Consider the following 20,004-nt stretch of genomic DNA (forward strand, 5'->3'; position numbering starts at 1 on the left):
ACAAGTGGAGGTCAGACGTAAATGAAAAGCATGCAGCCCGAGACCCTGTTAAAACGACGAGTGTTCATTGGCTTACTGTTTCTTGTATCATTAATGGCGATTCTAGCTTGGAAGCTATTCCATATTCAAGTGCTTGATACGGCGAGTTATTCCGAACGTGACGTAGATCTGGTGAAGAATTCAGTAGCACAAAGGGAAACCGGGGTTGAGCTGGACAGCGGGCGTGGGCAATTCTATGATCGCCATGGCGCTTCAATAACAGGGGAGACGATCCAGGCGCTCGTTGCCTTTCCTATGAAAGCTCAGCTTGCAGGGCGGGAAGGCGATATACGCAGGCTTATCCAATGGCTGGGGTCCACGGAAGAGGCTTGGCAAGTGTTCTATAACGGGCTTCTGCAGCCCCAAATATGGTTAGATGGATTATCGGGTCAACCTAAGGCATTGACCGTCGAACAGACTAAGAAAATTACAGAGCTAGCCTTACCTGGTATCAAAGTATTACACACCGTGCGCCGTTACCCGGCGAATGCATCAGCCAAACATTTGATTGGCTATGTTGGTGAGAATCCAGAGCGTATGGAGCAATTGTATGCCAGAGAGCTTCAGACAGGTCGGCTGTCCATGAATAGTAAAATCGGGGTGGCGGGTCTCGAGAAGACGCTGGAATCCTATCTGCAGGGTATTGGTCATACATCCATCAGTCAGTTCACCGATGCCGCTAATCGGCCGCTCTCAGGACTAGAAACGAGGCAAGTTACTCCGAACAACCCATATTATCCCTTGCAGGTTATCACGACACTGGATCTGCCTTTGCAGCAAGAGATTGAGCGCCTTCTAGCCAAACACCAAGTTCGTGAAGGAGCAGTTGTTGTACTGGATACGTCTAATGCCGATGTGTTGGCAATGGCAAGCAGACCGGATTATAACCCCAATCAAGTGAATCCGGCTGAAGGAAATTGGGGGAATCTGGCGTTGAAAGCATTCGCACCTGGCTCTATCTTCAAAACCGTAATCGCAGCCGCTGCCTTGGAGGAAGGGGTGGTTGATCTGCATGAGCATTTTCTGTGTAACGGCTCGCTTGGCAAATACGGCTTCCATTGCTGGCTAAGGACGGGTCATGGGAGCATAACACTGCAGGAAGCCTTCGCGGTATCCTGCAATGTTGCATTTGCTCGTTTAGCAGAGCGATTAACAGGAAGCCAAATGCAGAATTATGCGGATAAGCTCGGTTTTGACCGCCTGATCGGATGGAGTGACGATAAGCGGGGAAAAGCGATATTCACTCAGTTCGACTCAGAAGAAAGGGGACAAATCTTCGCTGGACGTATCCCGTCTGAGGACGAGGGTGTGCGAGTGCAGACGGCCATAGGGCAGAGGGATGTCTTGGTTTCCCCGTTACAAGCGGCAAATATGGTTGTCACCTTGCTTAATAGCGGAGAGGTATATAGCCCGCGTGCGGTACAGAGCATTCAATTTCACAACGGCTCCACTGCCCGGACTTTTCCCGAGCAGGTGCTAGTATCACGCAAAGATGGAATATCAACGGGTACCGCTAAGCGAATAACAGCATGGATGCAAGACGTTGTTGAAGAAGGAACGGGTCAAGCGCTGAAGCAAGCCAAGTGGAATCTGGCAGGCAAATCAGGTACTGCGGAAGTAACTGTCGAAGGTAAGGCAGCCGTGAATCAATGGTTCATCGGATATGGTCCGACGGAGCAGCCCAAATATGCAATAGCCGTTGTAGTTGCGGGTGCCACTGAACTAGAAGGCGGGAAGGCGGTAACCGTGTTCCGTGATGTTATGGATGCTTTGGCAGAACGTCCAATATAAGCGAATGTCTCGGGACAAACAAACAAGAAAAGCGCCTTTTCCGCGAATATGCTATAGCAAGGTGTATGCACATTAGGACTGCTTAGCAAATGTTCAAGGAGGGGAACTTATGGAGGAAGGCACGAACAGTGTCATCGCTACGCATGATTCTACTGCAGAGTCATCCGCTGCAGTATCTATGCCAACAAATACAGATGCTGTTGCGTCAATGGAAACGGTTGTTCAAGAAACGGATATCATTCCAACCGAATATACAGCAGAGGTATCCTTGAGCTCCCTGAGCGAACCAGTTATCTTGAATTTGAATCCCCAATTACAAGCCACGATCTCTCGTCATGTGGCAAGTAAATGGCTAAAGACTTCTGTGCTTCGTCAAGATCCGCGGGTCGCTCGGCATATTCCCGATACACGAATATATAGTTCTGGCGACCTGTCTTCGATGCTGTCCGCTTATAACAAAGTGGTGCTGAAGCCTGTCGTTGGAACGGGCGGCTCTGGTTTGATCATGATCACCAGGAACGAGGGTCATTACGTAATGCGATATCGCCAATTGATTCGCAGGTTTGTGAAGTTCGATGCGCTGGTTGCCGCGCTGCGTCGAATTAAAGGCAAACGCAGATACTTGATCCAACGCGGGATTTCACTTGCAACCATTAATGGCCGACCAATCGATTATCGGGTAAAGATGGTGCGTGAGAAGAAAGGCTGGGTTACCACAGCCATGGTAGGACGGTTGGCTAGACCAGGGTTATTCGTAACTAACTTGTGTAAAGGGGGGACATTGCTGACATCTGCGCAAGGAATACGCCTTTCCTTGTCCGCTTCATCGGTTAAAGGCAAGAAGCGGGAGATGCGTAATCTGACCCGGCTCTGCATTGCCATGCTGGAACGTACGTTTCCTGGTGTTGGACAGTTCGGGTTCGATTATGGAATCGATCATAGCGGGATGATCTGGATCTTCGAGGTGAACACAAGGCCGCATTGAAGCAATACAAAGAGGAACCGCCCACACTTGGACGGTTCCTCTTTGTTTCTTCACAAATGGATTTGGCCAGTTAACCAGGTCTTGCTGTTTCACCATCTCGACTGCGAAGCAAGTATCGCGCATAGAGGAATGGAGTTTTGAAGCATTGTTGATAAGCTTTGGGGCCATATACCCGATGGATGACCTGTCTCCCAGGTTTGATATTAACCTCCAACAGCCAGAGGCGGCCATCGCGGTCAACCGCCAAGTCAATACCGAGCTCTGATAAGCGGATTCCGTATGAGGCTTCCAGATGAAGCGGAATGTGAGCAGCTAGAGCTCGGGCAGATTCCGTCAAGAATGAACCGCGCTCCTCGCCGAACTGGCTCTTCAAGTAGGCGCAAGCTTCATAAGCTTGACCTCCGGTCTTCAGGTTGGACGTGATCTTGTTCCGTTGGCCCTCACGGACCGCCAACCCGGCCAACTGCCAAATTCCCTTTCCGTCCTTCTGTACCAACGCTCGAATATCATACACTTGACCTTGTGTATTGCGAATATCGATCCATTGCTGCATCAGATGCGGTCCCCGCATCATAATCCTGCGCAAGTATACTGCAACGGCATTTCTTGTGGAGAAGGTCAGCTTCGAATCGTTGTTCTTTACATGATACCCAACTTTACCCGGCTTCCCATCCGCGGGAGACAATGAAGCAGATAGCCGGATGATCCCTTGACCTCCCTTACCGTTAATGGGCTTTAACATTATCACCTTATGCTGTTCCAGGAATGCAAGGATATCGGGCATAGCCTTCATAGGTGCAGTTGGCAGCAGATGAGGCGCCAACTCCAGCGATTCCATTAGATGCTGCTGGATTTTCCATTTGTTTCCCAAGCCGTAACCAGTGAATGGCATAGAGCGCATGTTTTTGACACGAATAGCATTTCGGACGTTCCGAGGTGAGGTATAGTACCCAATATCTATATTGATGTTAGGAAAAGGGGAGACTTGTCTCCGCCAGGTTCCGTCCCTACGATAAACACATCCATGAATGTGACGCTGCACCAAGTTAACTTCATTAGGAGCGAACAGCACAACCTCATCGAACCCTTCAGCCAGAGCGGCTCGAGCATACCGCCCGAACCGTTCAGCGGATGCAACTGAATTCGTCATTAAGCCGATTCTAACGGGGGAAGCCATCCCTTGTTCACCTGCTCACGTTTTTTGTTCTACCATATGCGGAGAATGGCCTGTCTTGACGCTGTCAAAGGCCTAAAGGCACAATCGACTTCTATTATTCAATAAATTTATACTTTCCGAGATAATCAAGTACGACCTTGATCTTGATCTCACCCAGCGATTCCGGCTTCAAGAATAATTGGGTTCCCTCCTTACTTAGCTTATTGAAGAGGGCTGGGTCTTTACTGTAGATGCGATCTCCCAGTTCATAAATATCAATCTGATTCTTCACGCCATTCAAATAAGTGGAGCGTATCTCTTCTTCGATCTGCTTCTTGGCAAGCTGCTCCAACTGCTCCAAATCAAATGCGGAGTGCAGCTCAATCAAGGTAGCGGAAATTTTCACGTCAATCGTAAAGGTCACTTGCTCCCCTTGAATGTCATACTTAAATTTGGCACGAGGATGCTGCAACCCCAATGTTGCGACTGACTTGCCATCTTGTTCAAGATTAATAGCCGTACTAACGGTGTGTCGGTCCACCAATCGAAGTCCTTTTATTTTCTCTAAAGAAAGGAAGCTGGTGTAAGCGCCTTGATGGAAAACATATGTACCATCAAACAGTTGCATATCCAAAGGCTTATCTCCTGCTGACCAATTATTGGTGGATAGTCCGAGAGAGGGTAACAGGGCGTAACAGGCCTTATCCTGGTAATCGTTCATGAAATCATGCAAGCGAATTGGTCTAATGAGTGAAAGCTTCTTGTAATTATCCGTTGGGTTCTGAAGAATGGTGTAGCTTCGTGATTGGTAGAATGTGGGGGATACATCGAACAATTCGGGTATGCTTGCCTTTGTGCCATACACCCACATCGTATAACGGAGCTCGCGAAACCGATTGAGATCTTCGAAGATATCCTGCAGCTCTTCTCTCTGAAGAATATGTTCTCCTAGCACGAGAACAGTCGTTTGACCCATTATGATTTTCTTGGAGGATGTCTGGAAGATTTCCCTAACGGCAAGATTAATGGATTTCCCCTTCCCTGTGGCTAACCAGGATTTGTACGGTATTTCTTGGGGAGGAGCTTCTTTCTTGGCTACATTAGCGAGATTAGGTAATTGCAGATAAGCCACGTATTGTCCATCTATATAATCGATTCCGAGCGCTCTGACGTAATCCAATTGTTCTATACTATCTGCATCCCAGCAGCCTCCAACAGGTAACAATACAAGAAAAGACATAGTGGTTAACCGAATAAGTCGAATCCAGAGAGTCACTTGGCGTCATCTCCTTGAGGTTGTTTTCCTTTATCCTGAACATTCAGGAACTTCGGCCTTTGTTTTCGCTTTTTCCAGGGCAAGTAGAAGATGGTATAGAGAATATCCGGAAACCGTAAGGGAGAGAACGGTACCAGAAATGGAACTCCATAGGATCGTATACTTGCCGCATATAAAATAACGGAGAAGAAGGAGAGGAAGAACCCGAACAACCCCAAAAAAGATGCAACAACCAGTACATACAGTCGCACGATTACTGAACCTAGACCTAATGTGTTGGGCATAAGGACGAAGGCAGATGTGCTGGATATTCCTGCGATCAATAAGGTGGCAGGTGAGCTGATACCCGAGCGTATGGCTGCATCCCCGATAATTAATCCTCCCACAACAGACAACATACTCCCTATCGATGATGGCAGGCGATTGCCTGCTTCCATGAACAATTGGAACATCAATAAAACAATGAACAGCTCAAAGGCTTCGCTGAACGGTGTTCCATCGCTCGCTACCGATATGGTAGCTAACAGACCAAATGGGATTTGATCCTGATGGTAAGTGACAAGTGAAATCCAGAACCCTGGAAGAAAGTAAGTAATAAACAATGCAGCAAATCGGATCAAACTGATGAAGGCAACATGATGCTGTGGCGTATGCACATCTTCAGCAGCCATCAGTAAATAAGAGAGATTAACAGGTGCCACAATGGCAACGGGAACCCCATCGATAAAGAGAGCGAATCTGCCTGCTAATAAGCTCTCCAGAATCATATCAGGGCGAGTGGTTACTCCATAAGTTGGTACTAGAGCAAGGGTTGATTGCGAGATAAGCCTTTTCAACTGCTCAGCGCTATAAAGAGCATCAATATCAATAGAATTCAATCGCTCACGTACTTCGTGGACATATTCCTTCGAAATAATATCATCCATGTATAAAAGGGAGACCCGAGTCTGAGTTCGGCGGCCAACAATAAACTGTTCATTGTGTAAGCTATTCGTTCGGAGCCGTTTGCGGATTAAGGCTACATTGGTTACTATGCTCTCTGTAAAGGAATCACGCGGTCCCAGATTACCAGTTTCCGAGTTGGAATCTTCAGTGCTGCGTTGAGGCTGATTGGCGAAATCTGCTGCATATAAAGCATCATCCGAACGATTATGGATCACAAGGATGCCTGCAAATACCGCGCTAATAATAGCTTGTTCACTAGAATCCTTTGGAAGAAGATCCAGGATGAATCCCCCAACGGAATTTTGTTTGAACGCATCGAGTCCAAGCTCCGCAATGGCAGGCAACAAAGCCAGATGGATCTGTGTGGTATCACATAATCCTTCACTGTATATAAGTGTAAGTTCGCCAATGTCTTTGACCATAACATCGTGACTGGAAGCGAACAACTCTCTAAAACGATGGTTAGCGTGCATGTGATCGACTCCTTTGCTTGCTTATCCATGCTAGAATTGTAAAGAAAGCCGTCAAAATCCCTAACACAATCAAGGAGCTAGGCAAGTAGACCAAACCGATCAAATGGTACAAATCAACATCGGAGAACGGAATTAAGGTGACCACGAATAGCCCAAGAAAGAATGGGAGCATAAACTTGGCTACCGAATATTTATAGGAGCGGTTCAACAATTCACAAATAAGAAGCATTGCCGTACAAATGCGCAAATAAGCGCCTGACAGCCACTGATAGATGGACAAGAAGTCTAACCGTTCCACGTTTTTCAAGATAACGATCAGCTTCCATTCCTCGAATGCCGGATAACGCAGCTTAGTCAATTCAGTAGGACCGAATTCTGCGATCCCCCCGGTAACAGGACCCAGTGTCAAGCCTATTAGAATAATGGCGACCGCACCAATTTGCCAGAAGCGAATCTTGTGTGTCAAGTATTGCTGCATAAACAAAATAAGCGTTAACTCTACTAAACCTGAGCCGCACACAAGCATGCCTTTCCAGACGGGGATCATGCCGTGCTCAAGGACGGGAAACAAGCGGGAGTAATCTTTGTTCGGAATGTTAGAGCCCATCACGAAAAATCCAAGCACAACGATGCCAGGCAACAAAATTCCGGCCATGATAGCTATAACGCGAAAGCCTTGGATTACTGTAAGGTAACAGAGCAGGATAAGCAAGAATAGCAGGATGACCCTTGGGGTGTACGGCAAGTAGGAGGTAACGGCCCAAGTAGCCGTATCACGGGCGGTAATCGCTGCCGAGAACAATAAATAAGCACTTGCTAGGATTGCAATGCCTGCAGCAATAATGGTCCCGCATCGATCTTGAATCCAATCGATCAGATGCCGCTGCCCGCTGCGTTTCATAATGAAGAAAATGAGCCAGGTCCATGCCAGAAAGGGAATGGTCATGAACAATACAGAAATCCATGCGTCGCGTCCGGCATTATCGAGCAGCACGGGGATGATAAGCACATGATTAATCAAACCAACGGAAGACATAATGATCATAGTCATTTGCAGCATTCCAATGGAATGTCTCATCATGATCCTTCCCCCCTCGTCGTTTATCTGCATTGCTAATGCAGGCAGCCATTCAGAAAGTATTTCCAGTGTAGGAGTTAAATATGTAGATACATGTCTTTTAATTGTCTATTTCTCGATGCTGGAGCCAAAATGAACGCGTTTTCTGTTATAGTAAGGTGGAAAAAGGAAGCACTAAGGTAGGAGCTTCATTGAGAAGAACATATGCTTTAGGAGGGGAATTATCGTGAATACAACTCAAATGGAAACGGCTCAACTTACAAGCATGGGAACCGGTCCTGTTACAGCCATTATCGTAGGTGCAGGCCATCGCAGTCTGATCTATGCCTCTTACGCGGAGGTTCATCCGGATGAACTACAAATAGTTGGTGTGGTGGATCCGGATCCTATTAGAAGGGATCGTACTGCGGAGAAATTCGGAGTATCACGGGAGCACCGATTCGAAACGGTACAGCAGCTTGTTTCACATGGAAAAATAGCAGACACGATAATTAACGGTACGATGGATGCTCAGCATGTAGAGACTACATTACCCCTTCTGGCTGCCGGATATGACGTATTGCTAGAGAAACCAATAGGCACTTCGCAGGATGAAGTATTAGGACTCCTGGAGCAAGCAAAGCTACACGGCCGCAAAGTAATGATCTGCCATGTGCTTCGATATGCGCCTTTTTACGCTGAGATTCGCAAGCGTGTACAAGCCGGAGAGATTGGGGACATCTTGAATGTTCAGACGGCGGAGAATGTAAGCTATCACCATATGGCGATGGGCTTCGTTAGAGGCAAATGGAATAGTGTAGAGAAGTGCAAGTCTCCGATGCTGATGTCCAAATGTTGTCATGACCTGGATATCCTAACCTGGATGAAAAGCGGCTCTACGCCTGTTAGTGTAAGCAGCTTCGGCGGCTTATCCTACTTCCGTCCTGAGCGCGCGCCTGAAGGAGCAGGAACACGCTGTTTGCTGGATTGCAAAATCGAGGAGAGCTGTACATATTCAGCCAAGAAACACTATCTGGAGCAAAAGCTGTGGGGACCTTATGTATGGGTCCATCACCATCTTGGAGTGGTGCCTACTGAAGAGGAACAGATCGAGTCGCTTCGAACCGATAACCCCTACGGGAAGTGTGTCTGGCATAGTGATAATGATGTCGTGGACCATCAATCTGTTGTTGTTGAGTTCAGTGATGGCTCTACAGCTACTCATAATTTGATGGGGGGATCCTCCAAGCCAGGGCGGCGAATACATCTCTTGGGAACGTTAGGTGAGATAGAAGGTTTTATGGAAGACGGTTACTTCATTGTGCGTCATCCGGATCCGAGGGCCGGACACGAGTATAAGGAAGAGAAAGTAGAGCTGAACGTATCGATGGATATGCACGGGGGCGGAGATTTGCGGCTTGTCGAAGATTTCGTTCGTGTCATAAGGGGAGAAGCTCCATCCTTGTCCTCAACCACACTTGAAGATTCCATCTATGGCCATTTGATTGGATTTGCAGCCAATCAAGCGATGACAGAGAAAAAGGTAGTAGACGTTCCGCAATTATAGGGGGAGATAGGATGTATACGTTTCGCGGCTCTGTGAAGGAAGATTATGCGATTATAAGCACGTTTCCTCAAAATGCGGAAGAATTATTCTCCATGGGTTTCCCGGGAGGGGATTTTCCTCTTCAGCCTGAAGCGCTGCAGGCCAAGGCGGAGTCCCGTTGGAAGCCGACTGTAGTGCTTGACGGAGATCAGGTTGTCGGGTATGCGAACATGTACGGAGTGGAGGAGGCTAAGCACGGTTGGTTAGGCAATGTGATCGTAGCTGCTGACTATCGCGGCAAAGGGGCGGCATCGGCGCTTATCGAAGAGATGCTTCGCATAGCCGGAGAGGAGCTTAGCCTTCCGAAGGTGCTGCTGGTGTGTCACCATACCAATACAGCCGCTTTACTATTCTACCATAAGCTTGGTTTCAAGCCCTTTAACATCCATAAAATGAAGAACCACTTGGGCGATGCAATCGTGGGGATTCATATGGAGCATACGACAGAATCAAACCATCCTAGAAGTTAAAGGAGAATGTAGACCGATGAGCTTCAAAGTCGTTTCAATTGGATGCGGAAGACACGCAGAATCCGTTCATGGACCATCGTGGAGCAAGGTGCAACGGGAGAATGACCATGTAGTCCTTGCAGCCTGCTGTGACCTGAATGAGCAAACGGCCATTCATTATCGCGATAAGTTCGGATACAGACGCTATTATACACATATCAATACGATGCTGGATGCCGAGCGTCCTGATGCCGTCAGTCTGGTTGCGCCTGTAGATCTAACAATGGGCTTGGCCCTACAGGTCATGGAGCAAGGCTATCCGATCATTATGGAGAAACCGCCGGGGAAGACACGCGAGGAAACGATACGGCTCGTTCAGGCAGCGAGACGTCTAGGTGTGCCCAATCGCGTCGCCTTCAATCGCCGTTATGCCCCGCTTAGCCGCAGGTTGAAGGGGATGCTTAGCAACCTTTCTTCCGAGGGAGGGATACACAGTATTTGTTATGATATGTTCCGCGTAAATCGATTGGATGAGGACTTCTCGACAACGGCTATTCATGCGATTGATATGACACAGTATTTGGCGGGAGCGGACTATGAGAAGGTTCTATTCGACTACAACGAGCTTCCTCATCTTGGTGTGAATGTAGCCCATTTCCGACTCGATGCTGACTTCGAGAATGGGATAAAGGCTTTGCTGCATTTTAACCCGGTATCCGGGAAGCTAGTTGAGAGTATAACGGTTCATGCTCACAATGAGATGTTCGAGCTGCGCATCCCTATGTCCGGGCAAGATGAGCACGGCGGCACTCTGCTGCATTATGTGAAGGGACAGCTTGTTGGTCAATGGTTCGGTAAGGAGGAGGGCGACGGAACGGAGTGGTTCGAGACCTTCGGGATGTATAATGAGAATGCTTCCTTTGTAGTGGATCTGATTAAGAACAATGAGGCCAAACTCGCTGCTGGCTCCCTGGAGACGGCTCTGCAGTCTGTGGAAGTGGCAGATTGTGTTCGTCAGAGGAAGACGCAATATAACAAATATCAATGATAGATACAAGGTGATCATTGCCGGACATTGTTAGAGATTAACAAACGTAATATGCTGATAGCAGCGGACATAAGGGATGCTCTATGTCTCGTACACTAGTGCTGGAGGGCATAGTATGAACCTGACGAATCAACAGGCAATATTGACTCCGCTTACGCAGGAGCAGGTCGAGTTCTATCATGAGAATGGATTTGTAACGATATCCAAAGGATGCAGCGAGGATCTGATTGATGCCTTTAATTCTCATATCCATACGATCCGATCAGGAGCTCAAATACCGGATTGGGCACTGCCGCAGAGAAAAGATGTTGAGCTTACGGACCAAAACAGGTTCTCACTCCGACTGTTTAATCCGCACAAGCATGATGGATTTGCTCTGCAAATGATGAAGCTCCCTATCATGAGAGGCGCGTTGGCACAGCTTATGGGCGACGAGGCATGCGGCGTTCAAAGCATGTATTTCTACAAGGAGCCAGGCTCGAAGGGGCAGGCCGCCCATCAAGACTACTACTATATCAATAACGAGCCCCGCAGCATGATAGCCGGATATATAGCGCATGATCGCATTGATGAAGAGAATGGATGTCTGTGGGTCATTCCCGGCAGCCATAAGCTTGGGCTTTTGCCGCATGGAGCGGTTCGGAATCATGAAGAGCACGAAGAGTGGACGGATGAGACCGAGGGAGCCGAGCTCGAGAAGGAAATTCCGGTCATCATGGAGAAGGGCGATATCCTGTTGTTTCATGAGCTGCTGATCCATTCTTCTACCAAGAATCGTTCATTGAACCGTTGGCGGCGTTCTTATGTATGTCACTATGTAAGGCATGATACAGAGATCACGTACCGCAAGGATTTGAAGCAGAAAACTCCGCTCTATTGAGTGTGCAGGACAGATTGCGGCCTGGCGGGATGGGGGTAAGATGGGACAAGACGGAATATCGGGTTGGACGATCCTACACATCAGACATGTGCATACAGGTTCGATTGTATATCCGCCGTGCGGCACATACGGCCCCCGCCATCAAGCCGCCCTGCAGCTGGTAACCCTTCATAGCGGTTCGCTTGAGCTTCATATCGACGAGCGAATAGTTAACGTGGCACCGGGCAATACGGTGCTTCTTTTACCTGGTCATAGTGAATTCTTCGCCTTTTCCAGAACGGAGGATTCCTGGCATCGTTGGTTGACGTTGAGTCCTCAAGGAGATTATCCGGCCGGGATGCTGGAGCAACTCAGGCTCCTTCCGCCCGTAATTCGATTGACAGAATCTATGAACAAACTGATAGACGTTGCAATTAGCGTCAGTCAAACTTCTTCCGGTACGTTGGATGCCTTGAAATCGATCGGATTGTCTGCCCTTCATCTTTATGAGGCAGAGACGCATCTTGAAGCAGAGCGGAAGCGGGTGCACCGTGCGGTTACGATAACCAAAGGGGTGATCAGTAATCGCTATATGGAGTCGCTAACCCTTGGCGAGCTCGCTGTCGAAGCCTATGTTACCAAAGAACATTTGATTCGCCTGTTCCAATTATATGAATATATTTCGCCGATCAAGCATTTGTGGAAAGTTCGATTGGACAGAAGCAAAGATCTATTAAGCAGCACAGGCCTTAGTATCGGGGAGATCGCGGAACGGACAGGATTCAAGAATACCCATCACTACTCGCGTATGTTCAAGCAAAACACAGGAGTTACCCCTACTGAATACCGGGCATCTAGAGGGTAACGCGGTCTTTGGTGAGAAACGCAGAGATTGCATAATGGGAGGCGCCAAGCACAGTGGAATGAGTCCGGAGGGCAGCAAAGCGGATCTCCACGGCTTCGCGATGAAAAGGCAAGGAACGCTGTTTCACGACGCGCTGTATAGTATTGCGTACCCATGCTTCGGCGCGGACCATCTGGTTCCCAATAATAATGAGCTGTGGATTGAACATATGGATCATATTCGTGATGCCGATGGCCAAATACTCTCCGGTCTGATGAAATAACTGCAGCGCCTCGGGCCTGCCAGCTTCCGCCATTTCAATCAATTCATCAAAGTTAGCAGCCCCTATCCCGCGACCCTGTTCAGTCAATGCGCCCTCGGAAGCGTACAACTCCAGACACCCGCGATTACCGCAGCTGCATCTTTTACCATTGGATTCGATCGAAGTATGGCCTACCTCGCCAGAGAACCCGGACGCCCCACGGAATAATTGCCCCTCTATAATAATGCCTGAACCAATTCCAGTCCCGACACTCAAGTAGATCAGATTATCCCGGACTCGGCCCGCCCCATATTGCTTCTCTCCCAATGCGCCGGCATTCGCCTCATTATCAATCGTCACAGGCAGTCCAAACTCGCTCATCAGCCGCTCCCGAAGAGGAAATTGCTCCCAGTGCAGATTGGGTGCAAGCAATATCGTTCCATTCGCATTCACGATACCTGGAACACCAATTCCAATCCCTATGATGCCGTATGGACTTGCCGGTGCTCGATCTATAAGGGTGCTTACCTGCATCACAAGCTGATTCACGACGGAATCAGGAGACGGATGTTCAATTGGAATTTGCTGCTCCGCGATGATATGACCTTCCAAATCGGTCAAGACAGTAATCATATAGGTTACTCCCAGATCGATGCCCACAGCAAACCCGGCCGTTTTATTGAAATGAAGCATCATGGGCTTGCGTCCGCCGCTAGATTGTCCAAGACCGATCTCATATACAAGGTTATCCTGGATCAGTTCGTTCACAAGGGAGGAGACCGTTCCTTTATTCAGTCCTGTCATCTCGGATACTTGGACACGGGACAAGGGACTTTCCTTGCGTATCGTTTCGAGCACGATAGATTTATTGATTTTTTTGACCAGAAACTGATCACCAGTTGTGCGCACTTCATATTCTCCTCATTCCTCAACTTATTCCATCCAATAACTTAATAACGTTAGTTTAGATTAGTTTTATACAAAGTTCAATTCTTATTGCAATAAACTTAGTTTAATGGATGTACAAAGTAGGTGTCCTTTTGATATTATGAACTCATCGAGATACATTGTGCTTACGAAGTGATTTAACTTCGTAAAGACTAGAGGAGGAACGATATGTCATATTTCAGTTCGGTTGGCCGCATCTTGTATGAAGGCAGTCGCACAACGTCTCCGCTTGCATTTCAACATTATAATCCGGAGCAGCTTGTAGCAGGCAAGAAGATGGAGGAGCACCTGCGGTTCTCCTTAGCGTATTGGCATTCGTTGACAGGGGGCGGGTCTGATCCATTCGGCAGCGCAACTGCGATTCGTCCATGGGATCGGTTCACAGGGATGGATTTGGCCAAGGCACGAGTGGAAGCAGCATTCGAAATGATGGATAAGCTTGGTATTCGGTACTTTGCTTTTCATGATCGGGATATTGCACCGGAAGGCGATACTTTGCAAGAAACGAATCGCAATCTGGATGTTATAGTAGAAATGATTGAACAACATATGCAATCAAGCGGAGCTAAGCTGCTGTGGAATACGGCCTGTCTGTTCACTCATCCGCGTTTCGTTCATGGGGCGGGAACGACCAGTAATGCGGATGTATACGCTTACTCTGCTGCCCAACTGAAGAAAAGTCTGGAGATCGGCAAGCGGCTTGGTGCAGAGAACTATGTGTTCTGGGGTGGCCGTGAAGGCTATGAAACTCTTCTGAACACGGATCTGAAGCTGGAATTGGACAATTTGGCACGGTTGTACCAAATGGCTGTATCGTATGCACATGAGATTGGCTTTGGAGCACAATTCCTGATTGAACCGAAGCCCAAAGAGCCCACCAAGCATCAATATGACTACGACGCCGCTACAACGATCTCATTCTTGCAGACCTATGGTCTGACAGATTATTTCAAGCTTAACTTGGAAGCCAATCATGCTACTCTAGCAGGGCATACGTTCGAGCATGAGCTGCGAGTAGCGCGTATTCAAGGCATGCTGGGATCGCTGGATGCCAATCAGGGTGACTTGCTCCTCGGCTGGGATACGGATGAATTCCCGACTGATCTATATGCCACTACGTTAACGATGTATGAGGTGCTTAAGAATGGAGGGCTAGGGAAAGGCGGCATTAACTTCGATGCGAAGGTGCGCCGTGCGTCATTCGAGCCTGAGGATTTGTTCTATGCGCATATTGCCGGAATGGATGCTTACGCAAAAGGACTTAAGGTAGCGGCCAGGCTAATCGAAGACAAAGTGTTCGAGGATGCTGTTGATCGCCGTTACGCAACTTTCCACGATGGGATCGGGAAGGAAATTGTGGAAGGCCGTGCTTCGCTTGCAAGCTTGGAGCAGTACGCGCTGCAGAATAAGCCAATTGTTAATATTTCGGGTCGTCAAGAACGGTTGAAGGCTGTGCTTAATCAATATTTGCTGGAAACGGAGTAATAGGGATTCGACTTCATATAGGTTACTTGTGGGATAAGGGTAAAGAGGTGAAAAGATGCGGTATGTAATTGGGGTAGATTTGGGCACAAGCTCTGTTAAAGTGCTATTGGTAGATGAAGCAGGAACGGTACGCGCCGAAGCGACGGAGAGTTATCCGCTGCTGCAGCCGCAACATGGGTATAGTGAGCAGGACCCTGAGCATTGGGTGAAGGGTACTTTAGCTGCCCTTCGCCGGCTGATGGAGGAGAGCGGGATTCCCGCTGATGCGGTGCAAGGCCTGAGCTTCTCGGGGCAGATGCACGGTCTCGTGCTGCTGGACGCCGACCATCAAGTGCTGCGTAATGCCATACTATGGAACGATACCCGCACAACTGCGCAGTGCCGAGAGATTGAGGAGGCGCTTGGCGATGAGCTGCTGGCCATCGCGAAGAATCGTGCGCTCGAAGGCTTCACCCTGCCGAAGCTGCTGTGGGTGAAGCAGCACGAGCCTGAGCTTTATAAGCGGGCAGCGGTGTTCTTGCTGCCTAAGGATTATTTGCGCTACCGGCTGACGGGGGAGCTGGCCCTTGACCTGTCTGACGCAGCGGGGACGCTGCTGCTCGATGTCGCGAGCCAGCGTTGGAGCGAGCGCATCTGCGCCGCGGTCGGCGTCGACCCGGCGCTGTGTCCGCCGCTCGTCGCGCCTACGGCGGAGAGCGGTGCTCTGCTGCCGGCCGCGGCGCAGCAGGCCGGGCTCTCGCCGCGCACACGCGTGTTCGCGGGCGGCGCGGACAATGCCTGCGGCGCGATCGGCGCAGGCATCTTGTCCGCTGGCGAGACGCTCGTCAGCATCGGCACATCCGGCGTCGTACTCGCGTACGAGCCGGATGGCCGAGCCGACTATCGCGGCCAGCTGCACTTGTTCAACCACGGCAAGCCGGACGCTTACTACGCAATGGGTGTGACCCTTGCGGCTGGCTACAGCTTGCAGTGGTTCAAGGAATCCGTCGCGCCGCATAACAGCTTCGACGAATTGTTGTCCTCTGCAGCCGGGGTTGCGGCAGGCTCGGGTGGGCTATTGTTCACCCCTTATGTTGTAGGGGAACGCACTCCGCATGCTGACGCCTCGATCCGGGCCAGCTTTATTGGGCTCGACGCTTCACACCGGCTTCCGCATATGGCCCGCGCTGTATTAGAAGGCATCACATTCTCGCTAAGAGAATCTGTAGACATTCTGCGCGGCACAGGTAAGCGTATCGATCGGCTAATCTCGATCGGCGGCGGGGCCAAGAATCCAGCTTGGCTGCAGATGCAAGCCGATATATTCGGGGCTGAGATTGTGAAGCTTGGAAGCGAACAAGGGCCTGGAATGGGTGCTGCGATGCTGGCAGCTGTTGGCTGCGGTTGGTTTGAGACTCTGGAAGCATGCGCAGACGCATTCTTGAAGAAGTCGGCAATCTACACTCCCAAAGAGGAAGCCGTACATACTTATGAGGCGCTTTTTCAAGTGTACCGATGCGTCTACGAACAGACTCGGGAACTGAATGAGAGGCTGGTTCCGTTTCGATCGGGACTGACTAAGGTTAAGTAATAGGATACTTTCTCGAGCCGACTCGACGTTCATTTGTTCTGCAAATGGTTGAGATTACGCTTACGAAATAACTCTTGAGGAGGGGTTTCCATGACAAAGAAAGTTCGTATAGGGATGATCGGTTACAAGTTTATGGGTAAGGCGCATAGCCATGCTTATAGGGATTTACAGATGTTCTTCCCAGACACTCTTCGCCCTGTTATGCAGGTCATTTGCGGTCGGAATGAAGCAGGCGTGCAGCAAGCTGCTGATCAGTTCGGTTGGAATGAGTACGTTACAGACTGGCGTGACCTGGTCAATCGGGATGATATCGATATAATCGATATAAACGCTCCAAGTAATGCCCATCATGAGATTGCCATAGCCGCTGCGGAAGCAGGGAAACATCTGTTTTGCGAGAAGCCGTTAGCCATTACATTAGCCGGTGCCAGAGAGATGCTGCAGGCCGCTCAGAAAGCCGGAGTTAAGCATATGGTTGGGTTCAACTATCGATTCGCACCCGCTGTACAATTGGCTAAGAAGCTTGTAGAGGATGGCCGTCTGGGACGAATCTATCATTTCCGCTCCTGGTTTCTTCAGGACTGGATCGTCGATCCGGAGTTTCCACTGGTGTGGCGGCTGCAGAAAGAAGTGGCCGGATCAGGTTCTCATGGTGATCTAGGTGCGCATCTGATCGACCTGGCGCATTATCTCGTCGGGGATATGACGGAAGTGGTCGGGATGAATGATACGTTCATCAAGGAACGGCCGATGCCGGACACCATGACAGGCCTTAGTGCCAAAGGAAGTAAGGATAGTCCGCGCGGACCGGTTACCGTTGACGATGCGACGTTGTTCTTAAGTAAATTCGAGTGCGGCGCATTAGGGAGTTTTGAAGCAACACGTTTCGCTCCCGGCCACCGCAGCACGAACTCATTTGAGATCAATGGCAGCAAGGGCAGCGTGAAATTTGACTTCGAACGGATGAACGAGCTGCAAGTCTATTTCACCGATGATGATGCGGACGTACAAGGATTCAGACGCGTTCTCGCAACAGATCCTGCTCACGCTTACTCCGAAGCCTGGTGGCCGCCGGGTCATACAATCGGCTACGAGCACACGTTTATCCATGAGGTTCTGGAGTTGATGGAAGCGATTCGTGAAGATCGGCAGCCTGTCCCGAATTTCCAGGATGGTGTGAAGTGCCAGCAGGTGTTGGAGGCAGTCGATCGGTCAATTGCTGAACGCCGTTGGGTTCATGTGAGTGAATTGTAGAACGGGTTTGTTGGAATGGCAATCAAGAGAGGAACGTGTCCTGTATGTCTGTGAAAAAAGCACTGATCGTTTGGGGCGGTTGGGACGGCCATCAGCCTCAAGCGGTGTCGGAAATCCTCGCAGGACTGCTGCGGGATGAAGCTTACGATGTGGAATTATCCAATTCGCTGGACAGCTATAAGGATGAAGAGAAGCTGGCTTCCATCGATCTTATTGTACCTGTGTGGACGATGGGGAAGATTGAGAAGGAGCAGCTCAAACCGCTTTTGCATGCCGTCAAAGAAAATGGAACAGGAATTGCAGGCTGTCACGGCGGTATGGCGGATTCGTTTCGCACGGAAGTGGAATATCAGTTCATGGTTGGCGGCCAATGGGTAGCCCATCCTGGGAATGACGGCGTGCGGTACACCGTTAATCTCCAACAGAATGAACACGAATTGGTCCAGGGCATAGAAGACTTCGAGGTATCCTCGGAGAAATATTATATGCATGTCGATCCTGCGATCGATGTATTCGCGACAACGACCTTCGAGGGATACGGTCCCCAGGGCCGTGATATCCAGATGCCTGTAGTGTGGACCAAAAAGTACGGCAAAGGGAAAGTATATTACAATTCATTAGGTCATCAAGCCAATATTGTTGCCATGCCGCCCGTACTAGCCTTAATGAAACGCGGTATGATCTGGGCGACAAGATAGCCTCGCACGGTATGAGTAACGATGAACGTGAACGCATATTTGGGAGTAGAAGGGATGAACGTAAATGAGCGGGGCGAAAAAGCTGAATGTAGGAATTGTCGGTTGCGGTAAAATAAGTGATGCTTACTTCAAAACATGTCAAAAGTACTCATCATTAGAGGTAACGGCTAGCGCCGACCTGGATATTACGCGGGCTCAAGCAAAAGCAACGGAGTACGGACTCGCTCATGCCTACACCGTAGATGAACTCATGATGGACTCTAACATTGATCTGGTCATTAATCTTACCATTCCGCAAGCACATGCTCCTATCGGGCTGGCTGCTCTGCGTGCCGGTAAGCATGTGTACTCGGAGAAACCATTAGCCGTAACGAGAGAAGAGGGCAAGGAGCTTCTGGAGGCTGCTGCAGCAACCAGATTTCGTGTAGGCAGCGCACCGGATACTTTCCTCGGCGGAGGCATTCAGACCTGTATCAAGCTGATCGAGGACGGCTGGATCGGCCAGCCGATTGGGGCTTCCGCTTTCATGATTGGACGCGGTCATGAGCACTGGCATCCGGATCCGGAGTTTTATTACAAAGCCGGCGGCGGGCCGATGTTCGATATGGGACCGTATTACTTGACAGCATTGGTCTCCATGCTGGGGCCGATTGTTCGGATCACTGGATCCGTTAAAACTTCCTATCCTGAGCGGACTATCTTAAGCCAGCCTAAGTTCGGTCAGAACATCCAAGTAGATGTAGCTACTCACGTTTCAGGAGTCATGGATTTCCACAGCGGTGTAATTGGAACGATCATTACGAGCTTCGATGCTTTCGGAGGAAACAGTCTGCCGCGTATTGAAATCTACGGCAGTGAAGGGACTTTGAATGTTCCGGATCCGAATACTTTCGGTGGACCAATTCTCATCCGCAGGAAGGATGCCAAGGAATGGACAGAGCTTCCTCTAACGCATGGCTTTGCCGAGGGCGCTCGAGGTCTAGGCGTATTGGATATGGTGCGAGGAATCCAGGAAGATCGGCCTCATCGCGCATCAGGCGAGCTGTCGTACCATGTACTGGAAGCGATGCATGCCTTCCATGATTCCTCTGATCAAGGGAAGCACTACATTATGGAAAGCGTATGTGAGAAACCGCAACCGATGCCGGTTGGCGTGTCTTTGGAATCGTTCAGATAAAGATATGTAAATGCTCGCATAGAAGCCTGGCGGTTTTACGCTGGGCTTTTTGTGAGGTGTTGAGCTGATTTACAGATTCGGC

17 protein-coding genes are annotated in these 20,004 nt (G+C 49.4%); 12 read left to right on the plus strand and 5 right to left on the minus strand.

Going from position 1 to position 20,004, the window contains the following annotated elements:
- Window positions 1-21: 21 nt before the first annotated feature.
- Window positions 22-1,830, plus strand: coding sequence for a peptidoglycan D,D-transpeptidase FtsI family protein (locus tag AC58QD_RS10460; protein ID WP_497332787.1), 1,809 nt, complete (start codon window positions 22-24; stop codon window positions 1,828-1,830).
- A gap of 109 nt (window positions 1,831-1,939) precedes the next feature.
- Window positions 1,940-2,815, plus strand: a complete 876-nt coding sequence (locus tag AC58QD_RS10465) for a YheC/YheD family protein (RefSeq protein ID WP_497332789.1) — start codon at window positions 1,940-1,942, stop codon at window positions 2,813-2,815.
- Window positions 2,816-2,885: 70 nt separating this feature from the next.
- Here AC58QD_RS10465 and AC58QD_RS10470 read toward each other — a convergent pair whose 3' ends face one another.
- From AC58QD_RS10470 to AC58QD_RS10485, 4 genes are all read right to left on the minus strand, one after another.
- A complete protein-coding gene (locus tag AC58QD_RS10470; protein WP_497332791.1) occupies window positions 2,886-3,992 on the minus strand; it encodes a YheC/YheD family endospore coat-associated protein in 1,107 nt (368 codons plus the stop codon).
- 94 nt (window positions 3,993-4,086) lie between these two features.
- The gene (locus tag AC58QD_RS10475; protein ID WP_497332793.1) at window positions 4,087-5,247 is read right to left on the minus strand and encodes a Ger(x)C family spore germination protein; all 1,161 of its coding nucleotides are present in this window, start codon (window positions 5,245-5,247) and stop codon (window positions 4,087-4,089) included.
- Window positions 5,244-6,665, minus strand: coding sequence for a spore germination protein (locus AC58QD_RS10480; protein WP_497332795.1), 1,422 nt, complete (start codon window positions 6,663-6,665; stop codon window positions 5,244-5,246). The genes AC58QD_RS10475 and AC58QD_RS10480 overlap by 4 nt, the downstream gene beginning before the upstream one ends.
- Complete coding sequence (locus AC58QD_RS10485; protein WP_497332797.1) at window positions 6,655-7,746, minus strand: GerAB/ArcD/ProY family transporter; 1,092 nt, start codon at window positions 7,744-7,746, stop codon at window positions 6,655-6,657. The genes AC58QD_RS10480 and AC58QD_RS10485 overlap by 11 nt, the downstream gene beginning before the upstream one ends.
- Before the next feature lie 223 nt (window positions 7,747-7,969).
- Here AC58QD_RS10485 and AC58QD_RS10490 point away from each other — a divergent pair, with 223 nt between their 5' ends.
- From AC58QD_RS10490 to AC58QD_RS10510, 5 genes are all read left to right on the plus strand, one after another.
- Window positions 7,970-9,289, plus strand: coding sequence for a Gfo/Idh/MocA family protein (locus tag AC58QD_RS10490; RefSeq protein ID WP_497332799.1), 1,320 nt, complete (start codon window positions 7,970-7,972; stop codon window positions 9,287-9,289).
- Window positions 9,290-9,300: 11 nt separating this feature from the next.
- Window positions 9,301-9,798 (plus strand): GNAT family N-acetyltransferase, encoded by a 498-nt coding sequence (locus AC58QD_RS10495; protein ID WP_497332801.1) that lies wholly within the window; start codon window positions 9,301-9,303, stop codon window positions 9,796-9,798.
- A gap of 16 nt (window positions 9,799-9,814) precedes the next feature.
- Entirely contained in the window at window positions 9,815-10,825 is a 1,011-nt protein-coding gene (locus AC58QD_RS10500; protein WP_497332803.1) for a Gfo/Idh/MocA family protein, read from the plus strand.
- Window positions 10,826-10,940: 115 nt separating this feature from the next.
- Window positions 10,941-11,705 (plus strand): phytanoyl-CoA dioxygenase family protein, encoded by a 765-nt coding sequence (locus AC58QD_RS10505; protein WP_497332805.1) that lies wholly within the window; start codon window positions 10,941-10,943, stop codon window positions 11,703-11,705.
- A 40-nt stretch (window positions 11,706-11,745) separates the two neighbouring features.
- The gene (locus AC58QD_RS10510; RefSeq protein WP_497332807.1) at window positions 11,746-12,549 is read left to right on the plus strand and encodes a helix-turn-helix transcriptional regulator; all 804 of its coding nucleotides are present in this window, start codon (window positions 11,746-11,748) and stop codon (window positions 12,547-12,549) included.
- Here AC58QD_RS10510 and AC58QD_RS10515 read toward each other — a convergent pair.
- A complete protein-coding gene (locus AC58QD_RS10515; RefSeq protein ID WP_497332809.1) occupies window positions 12,539-13,699 on the minus strand; it encodes an ROK family protein in 1,161 nt (386 codons plus the stop codon). The two genes, AC58QD_RS10510 and AC58QD_RS10515, sit on opposite strands and share 11 nt — an antisense overlap.
- Window positions 13,700-13,906: 207 nt before the next feature.
- Here AC58QD_RS10515 and xylA point away from each other — a divergent pair, with 207 nt between their 5' ends.
- The 5 genes from xylA to AC58QD_RS10540 all read left to right on the plus strand — a co-directional run bounded on the left by xylA (window position 13,907) and on the right by AC58QD_RS10540 (window position 19,922).
- The gene (gene xylA, locus AC58QD_RS10520) at window positions 13,907-15,223 is read left to right on the plus strand and encodes a xylose isomerase (protein WP_497332811.1); all 1,317 of its coding nucleotides are present in this window, start codon (window positions 13,907-13,909) and stop codon (window positions 15,221-15,223) included.
- A 55-nt stretch (window positions 15,224-15,278) separates the two neighbouring features.
- On the plus strand, window positions 15,279-16,793 hold the full coding sequence (gene xylB / locus AC58QD_RS10525) for a xylulokinase (protein WP_497332813.1): 1,515 nt from the start codon (window positions 15,279-15,281) through the stop codon (window positions 16,791-16,793).
- A gap of 90 nt (window positions 16,794-16,883) precedes the next feature.
- Window positions 16,884-18,047, plus strand: a complete 1,164-nt coding sequence (locus AC58QD_RS10530; RefSeq protein WP_497332815.1) for a Gfo/Idh/MocA family protein — start codon at window positions 16,884-16,886, stop codon at window positions 18,045-18,047.
- Between the two features lie 44 nt (window positions 18,048-18,091).
- Window positions 18,092-18,745 (plus strand): ThuA domain-containing protein, encoded by a 654-nt coding sequence (locus AC58QD_RS10535; protein WP_497332817.1) that lies wholly within the window; start codon window positions 18,092-18,094, stop codon window positions 18,743-18,745.
- Window positions 18,746-18,809: 64 nt separating this feature from the next.
- Entirely contained in the window at window positions 18,810-19,922 is a 1,113-nt protein-coding gene (locus AC58QD_RS10540; protein ID WP_497332819.1) for a Gfo/Idh/MocA family protein, read from the plus strand.
- Window positions 19,923-20,004: the final 82 nt, after the last annotated feature.

This window comes from Paenibacillus sp. J2R1T-4, assembly GCF_059692235.1.